Source organism: Lysinibacillus sp. NPDC093216 (genome assembly GCF_050280325.1).
In the GTDB taxonomy this organism is placed as follows: domain Bacteria; phylum Bacillota; class Bacilli; order Bacillales_A; family Planococcaceae; genus Lysinibacillus.
Window position 1 is genome coordinate 26,972 of record NZ_JBNNVB010000025.1, and the last position, 23,172, is coordinate 50,143.

The following is a 23,172-nucleotide window of genomic DNA, read 5'->3' on the forward strand; positions in this document are numbered from 1 at the left end:
TTTTTTAAACAAGAAAAAAAAGGGAATGCAAGCTTTAATACTTACATACCCTTTCAAACTGTAGATAAACACTATTTTGATATAAAATTACATAGTGTTTTTTTGACAACCTCTGTAGAGAGTGGCGACTTCTGTGGAATGGGCTTGCATTGAAAGCCCCGCAGGAACGTAGTGACGAGGAGATTGAAGCCAAAACCGTGGAAAGCACCAACTCTGCGTGATCATTACATTTGTTTTATTCTTTTGTAGACAAGCAAAAAGGGTGTGTAAGCTGTCATACTTACATACCCTTTTTTCGATACATTTTATTTTACTGGTACAACTGAGCCTTTCCACTCTTCAATAATGAAGTCTTGGATTTCTTTAGATTTTAATACTTCTATTAATTTTTTAATTTCTCGTTTTGTTTCATCACCAGCACGTACAGCGATAATGTTTACATATGGAGATTCTTTATCTTCAAGAGAAATTGCATCTTTCAATGGATTTAAGCCGTTATCGATTGCGTAGTTAGAATTGATAAGAACTGCATCACCTTCATTATTTTCATACATTTGTACAAGCATTTCAGGAGCTGTATTTGCATCGAATTTGAAGTTTTTAGTATTTTCTACAATATCCTTAAGTTCAGCAGATGTTTTATTTACTCCATCCTTAAGTTTAATTAAGCCCTTAGCTTCTAATAATGAAAGCATACGTCCGTGATCTGCAACTGAGCTAGAAAGTAAAATTATTGCACCTTCTGGAAGATCCTCAAGAGATTTATATTTTTTAGAGTAAATACCGATTGGTTCAATATGAATACCACCAGCGTTTACAAAATCATAACCCTTTTCTTTAATTTCCTTCTCTAAATAAGGGATGTGTTGGAAATAGTTTGCATCAATTTCGCCAGATTCTAAATCTTGGTTTGGTAATACATAATCTTGATATGTTTCAATTTTAAGATCGATACCTTCTTTAGCTAAAATCGGTTTTGCTTTTTCTAAAATAACAGCATGTGGTGTATTAGAAGCACCTACTGTTAATGTTACATTCTCTTTACTATCACCAGCATCAGATGATGAGCTTTTTTCTTCTTTTTTACCAGCACCACAAGCGGCTAGAGCTAGTACTAATACAGATAAAAATAATCCTGTTAATAACTTCTTCATTTTATTACTCTCCCTTTTCCTATATAAAATATGTTAGCGGTATGAAACCGAGATAACCTTTTAGATGTTCATAGTATGATGCTCTTTTTAGCGTTTATCTGTTTTGGTTGTAATTAAGTCGCCAATCCATTGAATAATAAATACTACTATTAAGATTAAAATAGTTGCCATTAAAGTTACATCTGTGCGATTACGTTGGAAACCATCTAAGAATGCTAAGTTTCCTAGACCACCTGCGCCGATAATACCTGCCATCGCAGTATAACCAACAAGTGCTACAGCAGTTACAGTAAGACCAGAAATAAGCGCTGGTAACGATTCGGGAATTAATACTTTCCAAATAATCGTTGACGTTTTGGCACCCATTGAACGAGCCGCTTCAATAACACCTTTATCAATTTCGCGTAAGGCGATTAATACCATTCGCGCATAGAATGGTGCAGCTCCAATAATTAATGCTGGTAAAGCCGCATCTGCGCCACGAATTGTGCCGAGTAAAAATTTCGTAAATGGAATTAATAAGATAATCAATACGATAAATGGAATCGAGCGGAAAATGTTAACGATTGATCCTGTTAAAAAGTTTACAATTTTGTTGGCCCATAGTTGGTTGGGACTTGATAAAAATAATAAGATTCCAATTACTAATCCAAGTATAAATGTGATGACCGTAGAAATTGTTGTCATATACAATGTTTCATACGTAGCGTCCCACATTTTTTCCCAGTCGACATTCGGAAAAAGACTAGTTAGCATTTGTAATCACCTCCGTTTGTACTTCGACTGTATTTAAGTAACTCAGTGAAGCAGCAACGTTCGCCTCTGAGCCATCAATTTGCACAATAAGTGTACCGTACGCTCCATTTTTCGTTTGCGAAATATTACCATGTACAATACTTACTTCTACATCAAACTGTTTCACAAGATGTGAAATGACAGGCTGCTCTGTTTTTTCTCCTACAAAGATTAGCTTAACAAGTTGTCCATTAGGGTAATTTTCTTTAATTTGTGCCACAGTTTCCTGTGTTTCCTTTGTATCTGTAATTTGAGAAACGAATTTTTTCGTAATGGCTGCTTGTGGAGCTTGGAATACTTGTAATACTTCACCACGTTCTACAATTTCACCAGCTTCCATAACCGCTACACGATGACAAATCTTACGGATAACGTGCATTTCATGTGTGATTAACACAATCGTTAGACCTAATCGTTCGTTAATATCGACAAGTAGATCAAGAATAGCATCTGTTGTCTCCGGATCGAGTGCAGATGTTGCCTCATCACATAACAATACCTCTGGATTATTAGCAAGTGCACGAGCGATACCTACCCGTTGTTTTTGTCCCCCCGATAGTTGTGATGGATATGCTTTTTCGCGCCCTTCCAAGCCAACTAGTGTAATCAATTCATTCACACGTGCTTCCCGTTTGGCCTTTGGCACACCTGCGATTTCTAGTGGGAAAGCGATGTTTTCTGCAACAGTTCTAGACCAAAGTAAATTGAAATGTTGGAAAATCATACTAACCTTTTGTCTAGCATCCCTAAGCTTTTGCCCCTTTATGGACGAAAACTCTTGATTATTAACCGTCACCGTACCAGATGTAGGCTTTTCTAAACCATTTAACAAACGAATCATTGTACTTTTACCAGCGCCACTATAGCCGATAATGCCGAAAATTTCACCTTTATTAATAGAAAGGTTGACGTCTTTAACTGCTGTTAATTCGCCATTCGTAGTTTTGTATTTCTTCGTAATATTTTGAAGATTGATCATAGCGAATTCTCCTTTTCTTATATCAATTATGCCTCGGCATAATTGTTGCTGTCGCTTCGCTTTCGCACAGATAAACATTACGTCCGGAATCGGCTTTGTGCTTAGGCCTGCAGATGTTTTTTGCGCGAAAGCGTAGTGCTAACGCAGCAACAGCAGCACCGATGCAGGTCAGTTAGCCATTATCGCATGGATGCGATGGTTTTAGGCTAACATCCTCTAAGCACTCCTTTTCGATTCCAGGACACCCGCTGAAAGAAATTAAAAAACCCCTTCACTTAAAGACAAGTAGAAGGGGTCACGTACATATACGCTAAACCGTTCTCTCATCTGTCAAAGATAAATCTTTGGGTGATTTGGCACCTTTTCACGTTTGTGATGGTTGCCGGGCTTCATAGGGCACTTCCCTCCGCCGCTCTTTATAAGAGTTCGATATATTTATTGTTTTTTTAATATATTTGTTACTTTACCATGTGATTAATATTCAGTCAATTAGTTTTTTAACAATTCGTATAAATATGGTACGGATTGGAAGGCATAAACCTTTTCTATCACTTCTCCGCCTTCACATACGAGTAAACATGGTACACTTTCGATTTTATTATCATAAGCTATTTGCTCTATAAAATTAATATTCGCCTTACCAATCTGTAGCTGTGGCAGCAATTGCTTAATAACCGCCATCATTTTCGATGCAACTGCGCACGTTCCACACATTGGCGTATATAAATAAAAGGCAGCCTTTTCACCGGACTGGATAGCCGTGTTCCACTGCTCTTTTGACCATTCTTCCATCTTTTTTCACGCAACCTTACAAAATATATTCATTATGGATTGAGAAATGTGCACGAAGCAATATCGCCGCTAGCACTTTCCTCGGAGTTGTCTCAACTTCCTTATATGTTGGCATCGTACGTAAATGCTCAGCCTCTGGATAATGTCTGTCCATTAATGCCCGTAGCTTATTACCTGATGTATCTGCATCAAAAAATGTATAAAGCTCACAACCCTCATATGGGTCGAGTAGCTCTTCTAATTGATGCACACCAATTGTACCATTTGTACAAAGTATTTTTACGTCTTCATTTAAAATAGGTTCGATTTGAAGTTTATCCGATCGGCCTTCGACAATTAAGCATTTTCCCTCGAACATCACGCCACCCCCATTTAGACATATCCCTTATAATTCATTATATCAACAAACCTTGTCGTTGATACAGTTAGATACCTATTAATAAGGGAATATACTTGCATTTACCTTACCAACTATAGTGGCAGGATGGTTAAGATAAAAAAAAACGTCGGTAGTTTCCGACGTTTTTCTGATCAATTATGCCTCGACATAATCGCGTCAGGAATCGGCTTTGTGCTTAGGCCTGCACGACGCAGGTTAGTTAGCCGTTATCGCATGGATGCGATGATCTTAGGCTAACATCATCTAAACACTCCTTTCCGATTCCATGACATCCGCCGGAGGCTTTAACTTCTTTTAGCTGATGTTTGAACACTCGCTGAAAGAAGTTAAAGGCTTGTCTTATTCTGCAATCATTTCTTCGTATTGCTCAGCTGTCATAAGCTTGTCAATTTCTGAAGCATCAGCAGGCTCTACAACGATCATCCATGCTTTTTCATATGGTGATTCATTAACGAATTCTGGGCTATCTTCTAAATCTGCATTTACTTCAACTACTGTACCTGAGATTGGTGCGTATAATTCAGAAACTGTTTTAACAGATTCTACGCTACCGAATGGATCATCAGTTTTGATTTCGTCGCCAACTTGTGGAAGTTCAACGAAAACGATATCTCCAAGTTCAGCTTGTGCGAAATGAGAAATACCGATACGTACTTTACCATCTTCTACTTTTACCCATTCGTGCTCTTCAGAGTAACGTAAGTCTTTAGGTGTGCTCATGAAAAAAACCCCTCCATAAATATGTAATATATTCATTTTCAGTGTGCCATACTTCTACCATAAAAACAAGAATCAATTATGCCTCATTCAGCTCAATACCTATAGAGGTGAAGAGTTCTGACCTGACGCTTCGCTTTCGCTACATACAACATTTACTGAAACAAGTGAAAAGCGGTTATTTCCAAGCTTGCTCAAAATCTGATTCTTTAAACCCTAAAGTAACTTTTTTTCCATCGGTTACAATCGGACGCTTAATCAACATACCATCTGATGCAAGCAGTTCAAGCTGCTCCTCTTCAGTCATTTCAGCAAGTTTATCCTTCAAGCCAAGCTCTCGATATTTCATACCAGAAGTATTAAAAAATTTCTTTAAAGGTTGTCCACTAGCTTGCCATAAGTTTGATAATTCATCCTTTGTAGGTGGTTGTTCGACAATGTGTACCTCTTCGTATGAAACCCCATTGTCATTTAGCCATTTTTGAGCTTTTTTGCAAGTAGTACATTTCGGATATTGAATAAATTGAATCGTCATTTATAGGCTCCTCTACTTTCATCTTTAGGAACAACATTTTCAGTGTATCCCTCATTTTCTGTAGTATACCATCATAACCGTTACGAGCCAAAATGAAACTCTTCAAGCCAAAGCGTGGGGTTGATTTCCGTTCCGGCTGGAAGCTACTCATGATGCTTTCGGGGGTTCTTGGAATTTTTATCAGCGATTCTTATGTTGTTATCAGCGATTCTTGGCATTTTATCAGCGATTTTCTTGATGTTATCAGCGATTCTCAGCATTTTATCAGCGATTTTCTTGTTGTTATCAGCGATTATCGGCATTTTATCAGCGATTTTCTTGTTGTTATCAGCGATTCTCGGCATTCTATCAGCGATTTTCTTGTTGTTATCAGCGATTCTTGGCATTTTATCAGCGATTTTCTTGATGTTATCAGCGATTCTCAGCATTTTATCAGCGATTGGCATTTTGGAGTGGTCCGTTTCCTTCGCTCCGTGCAAGGTCTCGCCTGTTTCGCTTTCGCACAGATGAAACCCTTTTGCTATCAAACTACATTTCAAAGGATACATATGGAGTGGAGACAGGGCGACATTATAAAGCGCACACAGTTTTGTGTATGAATCCTTTTTTGCTCTTTGGCAGGTGGATGTCGATAAAATTTAGAAGTTGGGTGATAAAACATGAAAGTTAGTCGATAAAATTCAAAAGTTGGGTGATAAATCGTGAAAGTTGGTAGATAAAATTCAAAAGTTGGGTGATAAATCGTGAAAGTTGGTAGATAAAATTCAAAAGTCGGGCGATAAATCGTAAAAGTGTTCTGATAAAACTAAAAGTTGGATGTTATTTTGTTAAAGCGAAGCGACCCCATCGAATGCGCGTAGCCGGAACAGAAATCACCGAAGAGCTATACTTTTATTTCCAACAAAAAAACCTAGCTATCACATCTCGGATAGCTAGGTTGGGACTGCTATATTAAACTACAAATTTTTCTGCTTCAATTAATTTAACAGAAGCTTCGCGTTTCTTCGCGATTAAGTTGTATGGATTGTTGCGAGTTAACTTACGTAGTGCAGACAATGTCATGCGTGCAGCGTCGCCGTCTGCTGAAGCAAGAATCGTATCTTTTGCTTCTTTTTCAATTTCTGCAAATGCTTCTTGGCAGAAGATTTGAGTGTACAGTAATTTTTGGTGAGCTTTTTCAGCGCCGTCACGAGCAATCGCTTTTTCTGTACGCAATACAGCTGATTCCATCGCGAATAATTGGTTTGCGATATTTGCAATATTCACCAATACTTCTTGCTCTTGATCAAGCTTCGCACCGTAGCGTTGTGCTGCTATGCCTGCTGCTAATACAGCAATTTTCTTCGCATTTTTCACAAGATATTTTTCCTGTGCTAGCGGCTCTGTGCCTACATCCTCAGGCATTAGCATTAGAAGCTCCTGTTGTAAGTTTTGAGCAACTTGTAATAATGGTAATTCACCTTTTAATGCTTTCTTCATAAATGTACCTGGTACAATCATGCGGTTAATTTCATTTGTACCTTCAAAAATACGATTAATACGAGAATCACGATAAATACGCTCTACTTCGTATTCAGCCATAAAGCCGTAACCACCGTGTAATTGAACCGCTTCATCTGCAATGTAATCTAAAGTCTCTGAACCAAATACTTTAGCAATAGAACATTCAATAGCATACTCAGCAATTGCACCAGCGATTACTTTCCCTTGCTTTTGCTCTTCTGGGCTTAGCTGACTTAAACGGTCTTCAAATAAACCTACTGTACGATAGTTTAATGACTCAGACGCATATAATTGTGAAGCCATTGTTGATAATTTTTCTTTTGTTAGATTGAAATCAGACAGCTTCGTTTTGAACTGCTGACGTTGGTTTGTATATTGAATGGCAAGCTCTAATGCACGCTTCGAGCCACCAATTGTTCCAACCCCTAATTTATAGCGCCCGATATTTAAAATATTAAAGGCAATAACGTGTCCACGACCTACTTCACCTAAAAGGTTTTCTACAGGTACTTCTGCATCTTCAAGGATTAATGTACGAGTCGATGAAGATTTGATCCCCATTTTTTTCTCTTCTGCGCCAACCGAAACGCCATTGTAGGCACGTTCAACGATAAATGCTGAGAATTTATCGCCATCGATTTTCGCATAGACAACAAATACATCTGCAAAGCCTGCATTTGTAATCCATTGCTTTTCACCATTTAAAATATAATGTGTCCCTGCATCATTTAATTTTGCAGTAGTTTTTGCACCTAATGCATCAGAACCTGAACCTGGCTCAGTTAATGCGTAAGCAGCAATTAATTCACCTGATGCAAGCTTTGGTAAATACTTTTGCTTTTGCTCTTCATTTCCGAAAAGTACGATTGGTAAAGAACCAATACCTACGTGTGCACCATGCGTAATAGAGAAGCCACCAGCAACAGACATTTTTTCTGCGATTAATGCAGAAGAAACTTTGTCTAGTCCAAGACCCTCATATTCTTCAGGTACATCTGCGCTTAATAAGCCGAGTTCACCTGCACTTTTTAGTAGACGAACCGAATGCTCAAATTCATGGTGTTCTAAGTTTTCAACGACTGGTAACACTTCATTTGCTACATACTCTTCAGTTGTTTTAGCAATCATTTTATGCTCATCTGTGAAATCTTCTGGTGTAAATACACGATCTAATTCCACATCTTCAATAATAAATCCGCCGCCTTTAATGAAATCCGTTGTTTTTTCTGTCATTCTAAATTCCTCCCTATTTATCTATTGTTAGTAGTTTTAATCCCCAATATATAGAAAAGCTTGAAGCACTGTGTTCGGAGGCAACCGGAAACGCTGCACTCCAAGCTGATCTAGCAAAAATCATAGAATTTCAAACACTCCTGCAGCACCCATTCCGCCGCCAATACACATTGTCACAACGCCATATTTCTTACCTTGACGCTTCAATTCATGAATAAGCTTTAATGTTAAAATGGCTCCAGTTGCACCAAGTGGGTGACCTACGGCAATTGCTCCACCATTGACATTTACTTTGTTTTGGTCGATGCCTAAATGGCGTACGACTTGTAGGGATTGTGACGCAAATGCTTCGTTAATTTCCCATAAATCAATGTCATCAATTGCTAACCCTGCAATTTCAAGTGCTTTAGGTACTGCCACGATTGGTCCAATACCCATCACCTCAGGAGGTACACCACCAACTGCAAAGCCTAAAAACTTCGCCATTGGTGTAAGCCCTTGCTTCTCTGCTTCCTCACGATCCATCACAAGTACTGCCGCTGCACCGTCTGAAGTTTGAGAGGCATTACCAGCTGTAACGCTGCCCTTAACATGGAAGGCTGGACGAAGCTTCGCTAAACCTTCTACAGATGTACCTGGACGTACACCTTCATCCATGCTAAACGTGAATTTTTTCACCTGTGGCTTGTTGTTGTCATCTACATAATGCTGCTCTACTTCGATTGGTACGATTTCATCATTGAATTTACCTTCTTTAATCGCTTTTTCCGCAAGCTCATGTGAACGCACAGCAAATGCATCCTGATCTTCTCTACTTACATTGTATTGACGTGCCACTTCCTCTGCTGTGTGCCCCATCCCCATATAATATTGGGGAGCAGTTTCTGCTAAAGTTGGATTTAAGCGAGGTGTATTACCTACCATTGGCACCATACTCATCGACTCGACTCCACCAGCAAGAATCGCCTTAGAATGTCCTAGCATTATACGCTCTGCTGCAAAAGCGATTGCTTGTAAACCTGATGAACAGAATCTATTAATTGTCTGCGCTGGTGTTGTATTTGGTAACCCGGCAAGCGCTCCTATATTACGTGCTACGTTCATGCCTTGCTCAGCTTCAGGCATTGCACACCCTAAAATTAAATCGTCAATCGGACCTTCATAGCCCGCTCTTTTTAATGTTTCTTTGACAACAACCGCTCCAAAATCATCTGGTCTAACTGTTGCTAAAGAACCCTTCTTCGCTTTTCCAATCGGAGTTCGTGCTCCTGCTACAATAACGGCTTCACGCATCGTATTAATCCCCCTTTGTTTCATGTGCAAGTATGGTTAATTTGTATTATCAATTATGCCTCGGCATAATTGCGTACGGAATCGGCTTTGTGCTTGCACAAAGAACTCCTTTCCGATTCCGTGACATCCGCCGGAGGCTTTAACTTCTTTCAGCGGATGTTGGATACCTGCTGAAAAGTGACTTGAATTCGCATTCATCTCACCACCTATAGAGTTAGGAGACTCCTGCTGAAAGAAGTTAAAATCAGTTACGCAGTGGTTTGCCCTTTAAAAGCATGTGCTGCATTCTTTGTTGAGATAAAGGTTCTGCAACTAAGCTTAGGAACGCCTCACGCTCAAGGTTTAATAGGTATTGTTCATCTACTAATGTGCCATACGGAACTTTACCACCAGCAATGACATACGCTAATTTTTTAGCGATTTTTAAATCGTGTTCACTAATATAGCCTGATTCAAACAACCCTTGCGCACCGATTAATAGCGTACCGTAGCCTGATGCACCGACTACAGGAACTTTCGCAGGTACAGGTGCTTGATAACCTGCCTCATAAAGTGCTAGTGCAGCTTGCTTTGCATCGTATAGTTGGTGATCTGGGTTAACAGAAATCCCATCAGCAAAGTTTAAGAAGTTATTTTCACGTGCTTCTTCGCCAGACGTCGAAACTTTTGCCATTGCAACTGTTTCAAATACTTTATTAGCAATATGTTGATAGTCTACCTCAACGCCATTTGGTAACCCTTTGATGAATTTTTGGTAAAGTGCCTTATTACCGCCTCCGCCAGGAATTAATCCTACGCCGACTTCTACTAAGCCCATATACGTTTCCATCGTTGCTTGAATATGTGCAGCTGGTAAGCAAACTTCTGCTCCTCCACCAAGTGTCATAGCAAAAGGTGCTGCTACAACAGGCTTGCGAGAGTATTTAATCTTTTGCATTGCATCTTGGAATGCTTTAATAACGAAATCTAGCTCAAAAATATTATCATCCTGTGCTTCTACTAAAATCATTCCTAGATTCGCACCAACACAGAAGTTTTTCCCTTGGTTACCGATGACTAAGCCTTTATAGTTAGTTTCTACTTCATCGACTGCAAAGTTAATCATTTGAATAATGTCTAAGCCAATTGCATTTGATTGGGAATGGAATTCAAGTAAGGCAATTCCGTCACCTAAATCTATTAAGCTAGCACCTGTATTTGATTTGATAACACCGTGCTTTTTCTTATAACGTTTTAAGTTAATTTCCTTTTCATTAACTGGCACTTTTACGTAGTCAGAGCCATTATAATAAGCTAGATCGCCGTCAATTTCCGAATAGAAAGTTTCAAAGCCGCTTGCTAACATATCTTTTACAAATGCCGGCACCTCACGACCTTCAGCCTCCATTTTAGCTACGGACTCTTTCACGCCAATTGCATCCCATATTTCAAATGGCCCTTGCTGCCAGCCGAAGCCCCATTTCATAGCATTGTCAATCGCAACAATATCATCAGCAATTTCACTGTGTAGCTGTGCCGAGTAAATTAGCGTCGGAGCTAAGATACCCCATAATAACTCTCCTGTACGATCCTTTGCATATGTTAGTGTTTTTACTTTATTTGCTAATCCACGAGTTTGTTTTGCCATCTCGATAGAAGGTGTTTTCAATTTTTTTGCTAGGCTATATTCTAGTGTGTCTGGATCAATTTCAAGGATCTCTTTACCTTGCTTTAAGAAGAACCCTTGACCTGATTTTGCTCCTAGCCAGCCGTTTGTAACCATTTTCTGTAGGAATTCTGGTACTGCAAACACTTGCTGCTCTTCACCAGTTGTTTGATCATAAACGTTTTTCGCTACATGAATAAATGTATCTAAACCAACAACATCCAACGTTCGGAAGGTTGCAGATTTTGGACGACCGATTAGTGGGCCTGTTACAGAATCCACCTCACCAACCGAATAGCTACCCTTCATCATTTCTTGTAAAGTAATTAGTAAGCCGTACGTTCCGATACGGTTGGCAATGAAGTTCGGTGTATCTTTAGCAAGTACAACGCCTTTTCCAAGTACATCTTCGCCAAATGTTTTCATAAAGCTTACAACTTCTGGCGCTGTTGTGTTTGCCGGAATGACTTCAAGTAATTTTAAATAGCGTGGTGGGTTGAAAAAGTGAGTTCCAAGGAAATGCTTTTGAAAATCTTCTGAACGTCCTTCTGCCATTGCATTAATACTTATGCCAGATGTGTTTGAACTAATAATTGTGCCAGGCTTACGTACAGCATCAATTTTTTCATATAGGTTTTGTTTAATCGCTAAATTTTCAACGACAACTTCTATAATCCAATCTACATCTTTTAATTTCTCTAAATCGTCCTCAAAGTTACCAACCGTTAGTAGTGATAAATTTTTCTTAGAAGTAAGTGGTGCTGGCTTTTGCTTTAATAACTTTTGAAGAGCTCCGTTGACAATACGATTTCTTACAGCAGGATGCTCTAAGGAAAGACCTTTTGCTTCTTCCTCTTTTGTTAGTTCCTTCGGTGCAATGTCTAATAATAATGTTGGAATACCGATGTTTGCTAAATGTGCTGCAATTCCAGAGCCCATTACCCCAGATCCTAGAACAGCCGCTTTTTTAATGTTGTAAGTCACAAGCAATTCCCCCTTATTCTTCCATTGAATGAATAGTCATTCATTTTTTGGCCAAAAAAATATCAAGTTTGCCTTAGTGTATTTTTGTCCAGATCATCTTAGGCGTAATCTGTGACATACTACAAAGGCTTATCTTCATTCAGCAACCATTTTGAATTAGAGGTTAATATCTTCTGCTGAATAAAGATAAAACTACTTTTTCTGTTTTTAGTTTAGATTATTTTGTCTGATTTAGCAATCTTTTTTCACCAATTATTTTTGCAATATATAACTTTTTTCGTTTTTTACGAGCGAAAATAAGACAATAAGTAGATAGTGATAATTCCAAACAGAAAACTTTCAGGTTGAGGGAAAAATGTGTAGAATGGAAAGCAAGGAGAGTGAAATACTAATGAAAACAATTACAACTGCTGAACAATTTAATGAACTGATCTCAGGTGATCAAAAAGTTCTAGTGAAATTTTACGCTGGATGGTGCCCAGATTGCACACGCATGAATATGTTCATCGATCCAATCATCGAAGAATACAACCAATTTGACTGGTATGAACTTAACCGTGATGAGCTTCCAGAAATCGCGGACAAATATGATGTAATGGGTATTCCAAGCCTATTAATTTTCCAAAACGGTGAAAAATTAGCACACTTACATAGTGCAAATGCTAAAACACCTCAGCAAGTTATAGAGTTCTTATCTGCTCAACAATAATGGAAAAATGAGCTGCATTTCTTTTTGAAATGCGGCTCTTTTTTAAAAGGAGATTATGATGCGCCAGCAATTGTCGCTACTCGGAAAGTCTCAATATGATGCATCCATTTCACCAAAATACCGTAATTCAGCTTGTGGTCCTACAACTGTACATGTAGTCTTAAACTATTTGGAAGATCGAGCTCCTTCGGTAAATGAGCTTTATAAACTTCTCGGTGGCACAAAAATCGGGTTATTTAAATGGCGTCTAATTCGCAATCTTTGTCGGCTCCGTCCAACATGGGATATTCGTGATTGTACGTTAAAGGAAGCTATGCAGGAAATCGATGCAGGTCGCCCTGTCGCCATCCGCTTTGACCGATATTTTAGCCTAAATTGGCGCGATAAAAAATCTGCCTTCGCTTATCATTGGGTGCCTCTCATTGGCTATGAAATACGAAATGATGAGCTGTGGTTAATGTTCCATGATAATGGCGGCCCTAATCGTGAAAGTAAAATTCGAACGGCTCCTTTTAAAGATAATGAAAAAGTATTGAGCTTCGTGAAAATTACACCGAACTAGACGAGAGCGTGCTTGCAATGTTAGACACGCTCTTTTCTTATCAATAATTCAAGGCTTATTTACTCTTCTCAATAATAACTTTTAGAACTTCCGCAAATACATCCATTGTTCTATACGATTCTTCCATCGTATTTTCTATACCTCCAACTTCTAATAATACTGAATTATCATGGAGCTCTTGATTATAGGTGTTTTGGGGATCGACCCCTTTTTCTATTACACCTATTGATAATCCCGGATATAATACTTCTAGTTGTTCATGAAGCTGAGTGGCAAATATTTTATTCGTTTCATAGTTTCCACTCGTTTTTGATACGACAAATTTAATTCTTGCGTAATCCTTCCCTTTAATTTCAATTGTGGATTCACGTCTTTTTTGAGAATCTCGATGTATATCAAACACCATGCGAATACTGTCATTTTCAGCTAAAACTTTTTGTAAATTTTCCCGCGATACTTTATATGATTCCCAATAATTTAAACCTCTTCTTTTTAAGATTCCAGCAATATCGGTCTCATCATGTACTGAATTAATTTGCATTTCCTTTAGTGCTCTACTTAACTCTTTACCTAGCAATGTTACATTTTTAGTATCGCTATAAATCATCTGATTAATTTCTTGTGCAGGAAGCTCTGGAATAAATGATTCCGTATTATGTGAATGATAAATATATACTACAGGTTCCTTTTCATCCATTGCATAAGACAATGACGCCCCTCCATCACTATGGGCTACCTCTGAAACTGTGCCACTCCCATTTAAGGAGAATAACCATGAAAAAATAAATGCACAAACTAAAACGCCGCTTGTAATCACAGAGAATTTTGTGAAGATTCTTTTTTTACCCATGCTTCGTGCTCGTTGTCTAAGAGTACTTTCAGTTGCAGAAACAAACTCCTTTCTAGGATGTTGAGGGTACATTTCTTTCAGCATATCAAATAAGTCTTTTTCATTTTGCATTTGTCAAAACCCCCTCTATTTCAATATTCAGTTTTCTTTTAAGCTCTTTTAGGGCTCTGTGATAATCAACTTTTACTTTCGCCGCACTACATTGAAGGATCTCCGAAGTCTCGTTTATGGAAAATTCATTAATACCTCGAAGAATGACTACTGCTCTATAATTAGGTTTTAATTTAGCAATAGCTTCATGAATAAATTGTTTTATTTCTGTTACCTCAAATTCCTCATCAGGCTTCTTTTCATTCGATGATAGCTGATTAAAAAAGCCGTCCTTAAATAGTGAAGCAAACCTTTTCTTTCTGTAGTGATCTATTGCTACGTGTTTTGCGATTGAAAAAATCCATGTTTTCAAATGATATTTATCATTAAAATTCGATAAACCTTTTAATACCCGAATGAATACTTCTTGGGTCAAATCCTCAGCATCATTTTGATTTCCCGTAAAACAAACAAGAAATCTATAAACGTCTAAGTAATACAAATTGTAGATTTCAACTATTCTTGATTCTAAGTTATTTGAATCAATCAATCGTTCCCCTCCTTTTACTTATTTGCTTATAATTCGTTTGAGGTTAGGAAAAGGTTACAAAAATTTATATAAAAAGATTCGTCACCATAACGTGTGGTTGATTTCCGTTCCGGCTGGGCGCTTTGCCGCTGACGCTTCGCTTTCGCGCAGATAAAACATTTGCCGCTGACGCTTCGCTTTCGCACAGATAAAACATTTGCCGCTGACGCTTCGCTTTCGCGCAGAGCAGAGCTTCCTAGGGGCGTCCGATGAGCCGCTTCACTCGCTTCGCTCGCTCCAGGGTCTCATCTGTGACGCTAATCCCTAAGGAGTCGCCCAGCCTTCACTCCAATCAACCTAAGTACATGGCATATGTTTTAACAAATGTCAGTCTTTGGTGATGAGCCATAAAAAAAACAGAGTATATTTCTATACTCTGCGTTGATGACCATGATGTTGGTCACTCAGGCGTTTTCAAAGGATATGAAGATCTTAGCCTGAGTTCCTTTATTTCAGCGGATGTTTTGACATCCACTAAAAGAAGTTAAATAAGTGAATACAGTGAGCGTGCTTGTTTAGCGATTAATGTGTAGCCTCGTTCTTCTATTTCTTTGAACGTTTGAGGCTCGTAATTAGGTAATACTAAGCTCGCTAATTCTGCCTCGATCGGTACGTTCGTTTGAATTGTTGCAAGCTCGTGTGACAATTTTAGCATGTCTAGATTCTCTTTAATTTTCGTGCGTTGACCTGGCTTTAATTCGTCTATTGACGTAAGAACATTTTCGATAGAACCATATGTTTGAATTAACGTAAGTGCCTGCTTTGGTCCAATACCTTTAACGCCTGGATAACCGTCACTCGTATCTCCCATAAAAGCTTTAACCTGTGCAAATTGAATCGGTTCGATGCCATATTCCTCTTGAAAGCGTGTATGCGTATAAACGTCATACTCTGTGTAGCCTTTTTTCGTAAAAGCAATTTCCGCTGATGGTCTTAAAAGCTGCAGTAAATCCTTGTCTCCGCTAATTACCGTAATGTCAGCCTCATCCTGAAATTTTGTAATCATTGAGCCAATTAAATCATCTGCCTCCATTCCTTTAACACCGAAATTTTGCCAACCAATTTGTTGCGATAAATTTTTCGCCATATCAAATTGCGGTAGCATTTCCTCTGGTGGTGATGGACGATTAGCCTTATAGCCATCAAATAATTCGTTACGGAATGTATGTGCACCCATATCCCAACAAACAGCAAGATGGGTCGGCTTCATAATAGATTGTGCCGTCAATACATGACGTGCAAAGCCTTGGGCACCGTTAGAAGGTGTCCCATCCGCCAGGCGAATATAATGCCCCATTGCAGCCGAAGCAAAGAATGAACGGAATAATAGCGCCATGCCATCCACAATTAAAAGTTTTGGTTTTGTTGTCATGATAAATAGTCCTCTCTATAACAATACAATAATTGTATTCATTTATGATACTTTTATTAAGCATTGTCTATTATAGCAAACTATATAAGAACATCTACAATATATAGATGGTGTTAATTTTATGCAGTACACTAAACTTTAATTATGCCTCAGCATAATTCCGTGACATACTCTTCTACGGGCCTTCCTTTTGTCATCACACTGCCAATTTTATTTGAGAGCCGAGCGGTGTATTCTGTCTTTAAAAGTCCATAAACATCAACGTCTTCATATGTATCTAATAAAAGTCTATTTTGTCTCAGTGTTCCTTCTTCTCGTAATCCACACTTTTCTAACACCCTAGTCGATGATTTGTTTCTAGAAATGGCAGATGCCCAAATTTTGTTGAGACCTAGTTCGGTAAAACCAAAATGAATCATTCTATTTACAGCTTCGGTTGCAAAACCTTTCCCCAAATAGTCCTGACCAATCCAATAGCCAAGTTCACCTCTATTGTTGACCTTATCAATTCTTAAAGTAATCGTACCTACAATTTCTCTTGATTCTTTAGAAACAATTCCTAAAGGATATTCGACTCCCAGTTTTATAAGTTCTGGCTGCACCTCAATCCAATCTTGTGCGAACTTCAATTCATATGGGTGCGGAAGCCCAAGAATATCTGCTAATCTCTTGTCATTAGCCAATTCTTTAATTCTGAATGCGTCATCACTAGTAAAGGGTTCTATACATAGACGCTCGGATTCTAATTTTATAACCATATTTGCTCCCCCTTGTATTAAATTGTATCAACATACATATAGCAAAGCTTCAGAAGTCAACAATATGCTTAACAGAGCCTATAAAAAAGAGTGACTTAAAAAAGCTATTGTTTTGGTCAATCTTTATGCAAAACGATAGCTTTTTATATGCAATAAAATTTTAAGTTGATTGCATCACATGTAGAGGTAACTCCACGACCTACGTGAGAAATCTACTTTTACTTGATTATTTACTTACACCTTGGACGTTATTTTTTTGAATACGATTGCGGTAATCTAGTCGAATACCTGTTAGCCATTGTAAAAATGCTGTCACGCCCATCTTTACAGTTTCCGGGCGTAGGTCCCCCTCCTTTGGATCGGCATAGACAAAGTCAATATGGCGGACCCCTTCATTTTCCCCAATGAGCTTTAGAATATCAAATAATTCATAGGCCGTTAATCCACCTGGTGTTGCAGCAGGTACATCTGGGGCGAATGTAATATCAAGCGCATCCAAATCTACTGATACATAAATACGATCTACCTCATACATAAGCTGACGAAGCATTTCACGAATCGTTAATTGTATGCCGTCACGGCGCATTTGCTTTAACGTAATCATATGTATTCCTTGTTCTTTCGCGTAGTGAATCATTTCTGGTGAATTAAAAAAGCCGTGTAACCCGACATTGTAAACATGTTTCCCCTCTACAACGCCTGCTGCAATGAGCTGCTGTATTGGAGAATCCATAGCTAAGCCAATTTCCTCCTGATTCCGAGCATCCAAATGCGTATCAATTTGAATAATCCCTATGCGATCCTTCGGAAAAGCATTCTTTATTCCTCTAAGAGAGCAAGCTGTAATCGCATGATCTCCACCTATAAGACACGTGAAACTTTTAGAATAAGCGGTGCTTAAGCTTTCTGCTGCGGCTTCTATAGCTGACTCTGAAAGCATTCTATCCGTCTCATGGATGGCCACATCGCCTACATCAACGACTGCTAACGAGCGCAAATCTACTTGCTCATCTAAATTATATGATTGAAAGCTTGGCCATGCCTTTCGAAATGCTGTTGGATACAGTGCCTTTTTGGATGATTTACTAGCATACGATAATAAAGCACCATACAAAATAATATCTACATCATTTGGAAGTGGATTTTCTTTTTGCTTCACCCATTGATGCATAGCTGAACCATTCTCTTGCTTATACTGCCATTCTGGTTGAATAAACATGTTAACCGACCACCTTCATGCTATTTTTCTATAACTATCATAACGTAGGGTTGATTTCCGTTCCGGCTGTGCGCTTTCCTGGGGCGTCGAGTCGGAACGGATATCAACTTATTCACGTGACAAACGTTTTGTCATCCCGACTTTTGGTGATGAGCCAAATCGAAGTCAATTACCCTATGTAATTTATTGTTTACTGAAATATACCTAGTGAATTTATCTTCCACAATAATAGTACCATTAGTACATACAATTTCGTCAAAGCTCGGTATTTTCCCTCTTAATTTCTGAAAAATTCTCCATATGTGGATTTGTAAGAAAGATGTACCGGAAAGTTATACGTTTATAACAAAGTTGCACCGTTTCACCTCATCTATATTAGTTTTTTTCATGGGAATAATAGGATAACAGAGGTCGGATGTAGAAATAATTTACAGGTCACTAAATTAATGGAGGTTCAAAATCAACACCCTAAAAACAATGGGTGGTAAGTGCATTTCATCGAATTTTTATTAAGCTAACGAAAGTAAATGGTTACAGGAAGGATTGATTTAATGAGTTATAAAAATACTTTTATTAAAATTTCAGAGGATTCGGAAGTTGATTCAGCTATTACACCTCTCCCAAGAAATAACAAACCTACTATAGCTTCGATCGAATATGACTTAATCAGTAATAACCCTTACAAATACACTCAGGAAGAAGTACAATTTCAAACTTATTTGATTAAAAACCAAATTAAATCAGATCCATTAGATGAATTAAGAAAACATTTTCTCCAAAAACCTAAAGCGTGTTTTAGAGCTTCTCCATTGGTAAAGAAATATGGGTGGGGAATACACTACGATGATGAAGGAAAACTTGCAATATATGATGTTAATAGTGAAGTGTATGAGCAATTTCTCAATTCGGATAATATCACTTTATTAAAAGGTATGCGTTCTAAACGGAGCGGTAAATAACGACTCTTTTATCGCCTCGAGATCATTATACCTCGGCATTACCCCAATAAAAAAGTAGCGAACTAGGTAATCTTCTAGTTTGCTACTTTTTTGGTTTTCTTCACCACCGCTGATTATTAGTCTTCACCTATCGGACTTTTGCGGTATAAAGTTTGGCAAAGCACTGCGACCTCGTACATCGTATAACTTTGAAAGTTATATTGCTTATGCAATTCCTGATAATACTGTAAAAGTTCCTCAAGCATAGCTAAATTTTTTTCGATATTCTTGCCAAAATTATGAGGGTGCCACCATAAATGATAAAAAGCTTTAGACCGTGCAGCTGCTTGCATTCCCTCTTTTATACGTTGGACTTTTAAGCCTTCAAAAAATCGTAAAGGGCTACAATAGGGCCTTAAAAATGCACTTGAACGAATGTTAATAAAGGAATCCTTTTGCATTTCTTCTAGCGTTACTAGATGATTCCCCGTTACATTAACATAGCTATCCAGCCATTTTTTCGCACCTAATAGTCGACCTTTTTTCGTGAATTTTTGAGGATCGTACAACGGATGTTTTTCATTTCCTCGATAGCATACAAATCCTACTTCCTTACATGCTGAAAAATATGCTTCATTCACTTGATTCCGCGGAAAGACAATCGATTTCATCGGTCCGATATTTTCTTCACAAATCATGGCAGTAGCATGTAAATCTGCACGAAAATCCGCTTCAGTTTGTCCATTTTCTAAACAGTAAAAATGTGAAAATGTATGACTGCCTATTTCTTGATGTGGTGTACGTTTAATTTTCTCAATTAAGGATTTGCCAAAATGCAAAAGGTCCTCTTGCTCATTTTCTCCTACTTTTGCAAGTTGTGTATGTGCTGCGTAGCGCATGTTTTTATATTTTATTGGAATACCTCTTAAGTAATGAGCCATTTCAGCTTTTGTTTCTGCAAACAATAGACCCACTGTTGCCCAAGTCGCATGAATGCCATACTGTTCAAACAACTCTAGTATTTTAGGTAATGATTCACGGACGCCATATAAATTTTTATTGTATTGTCCGTGCTTAAATACATCGTGGACACCCCAATTTAGCTCAAAATCCAATGATATGACAAGACCTCCACGATTTACTTCAATTGCTACTTCCTCCATTTTTGCACGCCCAGTAACAGTGCACGTATTTTGGATTGGGTAATGTAACCAGAGTATACATCGACGACTTGTCCACCGAAGCCTAGCTTAAATGCACGAACATTTTGATCATCTGTCAGCTTCCCCATATCATATAAAACAAAGCCTTGCTCCTTTAAATGCAATAAATTGTGCCATAATAAGAAACGATTTGCATAACGAATTGGTCTTATTAAATGTTCTGGCATTGATTGTGAATGACAAGTCGCTACATAATAGGACATCGCTTTTTTAGCGTATATAATATCGAGTCTATAGCATAGTGTTTGTCCACAAAAACTGCGAATCTCAGACAACCATAGTGCTCCTTTATTTTTTAAAAGCGTAATAGCTTCCATTTGAGACTTACTAATTAGCTCGAGTTTTTTTCTTTTTGCGAAGTTATTATAAAACTGTTGAAAGGCTCGTAAATTTTCATCTGATGGTTCTTTATAAATAAAAACTTGATAGGACTCTTTTTGTGCACGACGAAGAATTTTTCGATTACTTTCCGAAAGAGCAAGATACAATGATGACTCACTATCTGTAAGGTGAATATGAACAGTTTCACTTTTAACAAGTTTACGGCTTGGTACAAGTGAATTTGTAAATCCAATAACCTTCATTGATTTTCTAACATTGGCTGGCTTCTCTACAAAATAAAAATGCTGCATTGCGATATTCCATCGCTTACTTTTAATGGACAGAATGAACATCGCCCCCACTCTCTGTGTATTTTTCTACATGATTTCGCCCGTAACGAGCACATTTAAAATGTTTCATTCGAGAAATACGTTTATAGCCTAGCTGCAATAATCGTTTACGCTTTCGCCATTGCCAAAAGCTTGCAGTAACCCAAAGTGTTTGTGCAGGTTTCATTTTTTGGAAAAAAGCTGTGATAATATCGATATTTTTATAAACATCATAGGTTAAAAAATATGTCTGCTTTGGCAATTCTTCAACAATTTGCAATTCATCTACACGCCAGTTCACCGCATGTAACGCAAACGCAGGCTTATTCGTTTCTGCATAAGAATCTTTGTAAATAGTGTATCCCTTATAAAAAAGAGAAATAATCTCTTCCTGATCGAGTTGCATCGCTTCCTGTATTGACAACTCCTCAAACAAATCTCCTACAGGTTGTTGCGGTGTAACATTATCTGATGGGGATAATTCATACAAATCCACTTGCTTAAAACGAATAAATTTCTCTACGAACAGTTGTCCATATTCTAGCCAATTTTTTACTTTCCCATACTTTACTAAGTAACGTAATTGACCTAGAGTATTACGTTTCCATTCCACGACACGATGATTGCCTTTAAAAAACTCCTTGAATCGTTCCTTCAGCGTATAACAGCTCGCCAATAGTTTCGCTCGCTTCGTGCCACTGCTTACAAGCATACGTCTTGTAAAATCAATATTAGAGCGCCAATCGAACTTATACGGCTCATAGTCAATACTCATATCGAACAAGCGATAGTTATCAGAATACGTTCGCTTGATCGTTCCCTGATTCACTAATCTATCCGGCCCAAATAAATTAAATGTTGGCTCATGTGCAAGTGCGTAAGTTACATAACGTCCACGACAGCAAATTCCGTAGGTGAAGGCAATCCATTGGTCTTCAAAAACAAGTGCGTCTACCTCAACTTGCAATGCCTCCCCTTTAAGAAGCGTTAACCGTTCAAAAAAATCCTTTTTCTTACCTTTCGTAAAATCACTTGTATCTATTTTATTAGCCCATCGTCGATTAAATAATCTAAACATTTGCCAAAGCTCGTCCTGTGAAGGTATTTTCCTCGTTAATGAACCTAATTTACGCAGCTTCCGTTCTCTTCTATCCACACCATGCATGTTTTGACGTTGATTGTAATAGTTAGGAAAATCTACATCGCGAAAGGCAAGATACGGGGTCACTACACGAAAAATACTCGGACGTAACTGCCTTTCAACAAAATATTGCTCAATGACCTTTGTAGAGTCTTTGCTTTCCAATAATCCATGAAGCGAAAATAGTAGATGTTTATACTTTTCAATGAGCTGATCAAACACAAAAGTCGTAGCGAGCAACAGCCATTCTTTTTTCGCCACAACACCTGAATAATTCGCAATATTTTCTCCCGCAAAGGCATAAATTCGTATTCCCCATCGAAGTCGAACTAAAAAGGGGAAAAAGGCAATGATAGAACCATTTTCTTCAACAGCATAGAGCTCAACACGCTCTCTTCGCCCAACAATTTGCCACCAGTTATAAAACCAAGCAAATTCTATAAATGGATTATCATTGTCCTCCGCTGCTAAAATTTCATCCCAAATATCCTTGTACCACATAAGCTCATCATCAGTTCGAATGCGAATTAATTGCAAATTAATCACCTTTCTTAGCCGATTTTAATACAGCCTGTTCGTAGATAAACAGAGTTTTCTGATACAGGTAGAAACGTTAACTTTCTTAAAAAGCGTTCATTTTTTGACGTAAACTCTCATCCATTAATAATTGTTTAAGCCTTTTATTTAGTAGATCTTTATCATCTCGATTAATTAAAAATCCATTCTCTAGGGCCCAGTGAGCCATCACCTACAAGGTACGTCAGAAAGCTTCGCTAAGGCCTCTAGCAATAAATCCTGGCTTTTCGGCACTTTAAAACGAGCAGCCATCACGATTAATGGATGCTCCTTATTCTCTTTAATAGGTGCTACTCGCTTCTCTATTTAGTAGATGCCATTATGAATCGTCTGCATTTTATGTGCAGGAGCAATTTTTTCGTTAATGCAAGCTCGCGATTGGCGGATCATAAAATCCTGTTACCATAGTTACCTCGTTATTATCTTGCTTTAATTTTACGGCAAGTGCCTCTACATGCTTTTGCG

Annotated in this window: 21 protein-coding genes, 1 pseudogene and 1 riboswitch; of the genes and pseudogenes, 3 read left to right on the top strand and 19 right to left on the bottom strand. The window is 38.1% G+C overall.

Annotated elements, in window-relative coordinates; translation table 11 throughout:
• Positions 1-305: 305 nt before the first annotated feature.
• The 11 genes from ACQKOG_RS21210 to ACQKOG_RS21260 all read right to left on the bottom strand — a co-directional run bounded on the left by ACQKOG_RS21210 (position 306) and on the right by ACQKOG_RS21260 (position 12,030).
• Positions 306-1,154, bottom strand: a complete 849-nt coding sequence (locus tag ACQKOG_RS21210; RefSeq protein ID WP_427448213.1) for a MetQ/NlpA family ABC transporter substrate-binding protein — start codon at positions 1,152-1,154, stop codon at positions 306-308.
• A gap of 87 nt (positions 1,155-1,241) precedes the next feature.
• The gene (locus ACQKOG_RS21215; RefSeq protein ID WP_370078157.1) at positions 1,242-1,910 is read right to left on the bottom strand and encodes a methionine ABC transporter permease; all 669 of its coding nucleotides are present in this window, start codon (positions 1,908-1,910) and stop codon (positions 1,242-1,244) included.
• A complete protein-coding gene (locus ACQKOG_RS21220; protein ID WP_415731807.1) occupies positions 1,900-2,928 on the bottom strand; it encodes a methionine ABC transporter ATP-binding protein in 1,029 nt (342 codons plus the stop codon). The genes ACQKOG_RS21215 and ACQKOG_RS21220 overlap by 11 nt, the downstream gene beginning before the upstream one ends.
• A 320-nt stretch (positions 2,929-3,248) precedes the next feature.
• A riboswitch (SAM riboswitch) is annotated at positions 3,249-3,353 on the bottom strand.
• A gap of 64 nt (positions 3,354-3,417) precedes the next feature.
• The gene (locus ACQKOG_RS21225; RefSeq protein WP_427448214.1) at positions 3,418-3,720 is read right to left on the bottom strand and encodes a thioredoxin family protein; all 303 of its coding nucleotides are present in this window, start codon (positions 3,718-3,720) and stop codon (positions 3,418-3,420) included.
• Positions 3,721-3,736: 16 nt separating this feature from the next.
• Complete coding sequence (locus ACQKOG_RS21230) at positions 3,737-4,078, bottom strand: toprim domain-containing protein (protein WP_132361835.1); 342 nt, start codon at positions 4,076-4,078, stop codon at positions 3,737-3,739.
• 381 nt (positions 4,079-4,459) lie between these two features.
• Positions 4,460-4,840 carry a glycine cleavage system protein GcvH gene (gene gcvH / locus ACQKOG_RS21235; protein WP_132361837.1) on the bottom strand — a complete coding sequence of 127 codons (381 nt, stop codon included), beginning with the start codon at positions 4,838-4,840 and terminating at the stop codon, positions 4,460-4,462.
• A gap of 175 nt (positions 4,841-5,015) precedes the next feature.
• Complete coding sequence (locus tag ACQKOG_RS21240; RefSeq protein ID WP_370042360.1) at positions 5,016-5,372, bottom strand: arsenate reductase family protein; 357 nt, start codon at positions 5,370-5,372, stop codon at positions 5,016-5,018.
• A 143-nt stretch (positions 5,373-5,515) separates the two neighbouring features.
• Positions 5,516-5,818: a hypothetical protein gene (locus tag ACQKOG_RS21245; protein WP_427448215.1), complete on the bottom strand. Its 303-nt coding sequence runs from the start codon at positions 5,816-5,818 to the stop codon at positions 5,516-5,518.
• A gap of 505 nt (positions 5,819-6,323) precedes the next feature.
• Positions 6,324-8,108 carry an acyl-CoA dehydrogenase family protein gene (locus tag ACQKOG_RS21250; RefSeq protein ID WP_402869341.1) on the bottom strand — a complete coding sequence of 595 codons (1,785 nt, stop codon included), beginning with the start codon at positions 8,106-8,108 and terminating at the stop codon, positions 6,324-6,326.
• A gap of 120 nt (positions 8,109-8,228) precedes the next feature.
• Positions 8,229-9,401 carry an acetyl-CoA C-acetyltransferase gene (locus ACQKOG_RS21255; RefSeq protein ID WP_370078166.1) on the bottom strand — a complete coding sequence of 391 codons (1,173 nt, stop codon included), beginning with the start codon at positions 9,399-9,401 and terminating at the stop codon, positions 8,229-8,231.
• Positions 9,402-9,645: 244 nt separating this feature from the next.
• Positions 9,646-12,030: a 3-hydroxyacyl-CoA dehydrogenase/enoyl-CoA hydratase family protein gene (locus ACQKOG_RS21260; protein WP_427448216.1), complete on the bottom strand. Its 2,385-nt coding sequence runs from the start codon at positions 12,028-12,030 to the stop codon at positions 9,646-9,648.
• A 364-nt stretch (positions 12,031-12,394) separates the two neighbouring features.
• On the opposite strand from ACQKOG_RS21260, the gene ACQKOG_RS21265 reads away from it, so the two are divergent.
• The gene (locus tag ACQKOG_RS21265) at positions 12,395-12,739 is read left to right on the top strand and encodes a thioredoxin family protein (RefSeq protein WP_402869533.1); all 345 of its coding nucleotides are present in this window, start codon (positions 12,395-12,397) and stop codon (positions 12,737-12,739) included.
• A gap of 58 nt (positions 12,740-12,797) precedes the next feature.
• Entirely contained in the window at positions 12,798-13,301 is a 504-nt protein-coding gene (locus ACQKOG_RS21270; RefSeq protein ID WP_427448217.1) for a C39 family peptidase, read from the top strand.
• Between the two features lie 55 nt (positions 13,302-13,356).
• Here ACQKOG_RS21270 and spoIIP read toward each other — a convergent pair whose 3' ends face one another.
• From spoIIP to ACQKOG_RS21295, 5 genes and pseudogenes are all read right to left on the bottom strand, one after another.
• Positions 13,357-14,262 (bottom strand): stage II sporulation protein P, encoded by a 906-nt coding sequence (gene spoIIP / locus ACQKOG_RS21275; protein ID WP_427448219.1) that lies wholly within the window; start codon positions 14,260-14,262, stop codon positions 13,357-13,359.
• The gene (locus ACQKOG_RS21280; RefSeq protein ID WP_427448220.1) at positions 14,252-14,791 is read right to left on the bottom strand and encodes an RNA polymerase sigma factor; all 540 of its coding nucleotides are present in this window, start codon (positions 14,789-14,791) and stop codon (positions 14,252-14,254) included. The genes spoIIP and ACQKOG_RS21280 overlap by 11 nt, the downstream gene beginning before the upstream one ends.
• A gap of 523 nt (positions 14,792-15,314) precedes the next feature.
• A complete protein-coding gene (locus ACQKOG_RS21285) occupies positions 15,315-16,202 on the bottom strand; it encodes a 5'-3' exonuclease (RefSeq protein WP_427448221.1) in 888 nt (295 codons plus the stop codon).
• Between the two features lie 230 nt (positions 16,203-16,432).
• Positions 16,433-16,960 (bottom strand): annotated as a pseudogene (locus ACQKOG_RS21290) (GNAT family N-acetyltransferase); the annotation flags it as partial.
• A 226-nt stretch (positions 16,961-17,186) separates the two neighbouring features.
• A complete protein-coding gene (locus tag ACQKOG_RS21295) occupies positions 17,187-18,179 on the bottom strand; it encodes an agmatinase family protein (protein WP_370078180.1) in 993 nt (330 codons plus the stop codon).
• Between the two features lie 551 nt (positions 18,180-18,730).
• Here ACQKOG_RS21295 and ACQKOG_RS21300 point away from each other — a divergent pair.
• A complete protein-coding gene (locus ACQKOG_RS21300) occupies positions 18,731-19,138 on the top strand; it encodes a DUF6157 family protein (RefSeq protein WP_370078182.1) in 408 nt (135 codons plus the stop codon).
• 116 nt (positions 19,139-19,254) lie between these two features.
• On the opposite strand, the gene ACQKOG_RS21305 is transcribed toward ACQKOG_RS21300, so the two are convergent.
• The 3 genes from ACQKOG_RS21305 to ACQKOG_RS21315 are packed head-to-tail and all read right to left on the bottom strand — an operon-like array spanning position 19,255 to position 22,668.
• Positions 19,255-20,280, bottom strand: a complete 1,026-nt coding sequence (locus tag ACQKOG_RS21305; protein WP_370078184.1) for a polysaccharide deacetylase family protein — start codon at positions 20,278-20,280, stop codon at positions 19,255-19,257.
• Positions 20,268-21,014 (bottom strand): hypothetical protein, encoded by a 747-nt coding sequence (locus ACQKOG_RS21310; protein WP_402869358.1) that lies wholly within the window; start codon positions 21,012-21,014, stop codon positions 20,268-20,270. Before ACQKOG_RS21310 ends, ACQKOG_RS21305 begins: the two co-directional genes overlap by 13 nt.
• The gene (locus ACQKOG_RS21315; RefSeq protein ID WP_427448222.1) at positions 20,995-22,668 is read right to left on the bottom strand and encodes a GNAT family N-acetyltransferase; all 1,674 of its coding nucleotides are present in this window, start codon (positions 22,666-22,668) and stop codon (positions 20,995-20,997) included. Before ACQKOG_RS21315 ends, ACQKOG_RS21310 begins: the two co-directional genes overlap by 20 nt.
• Positions 22,669-23,172 lie beyond the last annotated feature (504 nt).

What these genes read in the sequence shown, in the direction of transcription:
- ACQKOG_RS21210 (WP_427448213.1), bottom strand. Translation starts at nt 1,154, where the DNA reads ATGAAGAAGTTATTAACAGGATTATTTTTATCTGTATTAGTACTAGCT.
- ACQKOG_RS21215 (WP_370078157.1), bottom strand. Translation starts at nt 1,910, where the DNA reads ATGCTAACTAGTCTTTTTCCGAATGTCGACTGGGAAAAAATGTGGGAC.
- ACQKOG_RS21220 (WP_415731807.1), bottom strand. Translation starts at nt 2,928, where the DNA reads ATGATCAATCTTCAAAATATTACGAAGAAATACAAAACTACGAATGGC.
- ACQKOG_RS21225 (WP_427448214.1), bottom strand. Translation starts at nt 3,720, where the DNA reads ATGGAAGAATGGTCAAAAGAGCAGTGGAACACGGCTATCCAGTCCGGT.
- ACQKOG_RS21230 (WP_132361835.1), bottom strand. Translation starts at nt 4,078, where the DNA reads ATGTTCGAGGGAAAATGCTTAATTGTCGAAGGCCGATCGGATAAACTT.
- gcvH (WP_132361837.1), bottom strand. Translation starts at nt 4,840, where the DNA reads ATGAGCACACCTAAAGACTTACGTTACTCTGAAGAGCACGAATGGGTA.
- ACQKOG_RS21240 (WP_370042360.1), bottom strand. Translation starts at nt 5,372, where the DNA reads ATGACGATTCAATTTATTCAATATCCGAAATGTACTACTTGCAAAAAA.
- ACQKOG_RS21245 (WP_427448215.1), bottom strand. Translation starts at nt 5,818, where the DNA reads ATGCCAATCGCTGATAAAATGCTGAGAATCGCTGATAACATCAAGAAA.
- ACQKOG_RS21250 (WP_402869341.1), bottom strand. Translation starts at nt 8,108, where the DNA reads ATGACAGAAAAAACAACGGATTTCATTAAAGGCGGCGGATTTATTATT.
- ACQKOG_RS21255 (WP_370078166.1), bottom strand. Translation starts at nt 9,401, where the DNA reads ATGCGTGAAGCCGTTATTGTAGCAGGAGCACGAACTCCGATTGGAAAA.
- ACQKOG_RS21265 (WP_402869533.1), top strand. Translation starts at nt 12,395, where the DNA reads ATGGAAAGCAAGGAGAGTGAAATACTAATGAAAACAATTACAACTGCT.
- ACQKOG_RS21270 (WP_427448217.1), top strand. Translation starts at nt 12,798, where the DNA reads ATGCGCCAGCAATTGTCGCTACTCGGAAAGTCTCAATATGATGCATCC.
- spoIIP (WP_427448219.1), bottom strand. Translation starts at nt 14,262, where the DNA reads ATGCAAAATGAAAAAGACTTATTTGATATGCTGAAAGAAATGTACCCT.
- ACQKOG_RS21285 (WP_427448221.1), bottom strand. Translation starts at nt 16,202, where the DNA reads ATGACAACAAAACCAAAACTTTTAATTGTGGATGGCATGGCGCTATTA.
- ACQKOG_RS21295 (WP_370078180.1), bottom strand. Translation starts at nt 18,179, where the DNA reads ATGTTTATTCAACCAGAATGGCAGTATAAGCAAGAGAATGGTTCAGCT.
- ACQKOG_RS21300 (WP_370078182.1), top strand. Translation starts at nt 18,731, where the DNA reads ATGAGTTATAAAAATACTTTTATTAAAATTTCAGAGGATTCGGAAGTT.
- ACQKOG_RS21305 (WP_370078184.1), bottom strand. Translation starts at nt 20,280, where the DNA reads ATGGAGGAAGTAGCAATTGAAGTAAATCGTGGAGGTCTTGTCATATCA.
- ACQKOG_RS21310 (WP_402869358.1), bottom strand. Translation starts at nt 21,014, where the DNA reads ATGTTCATTCTGTCCATTAAAAGTAAGCGATGGAATATCGCAATGCAG.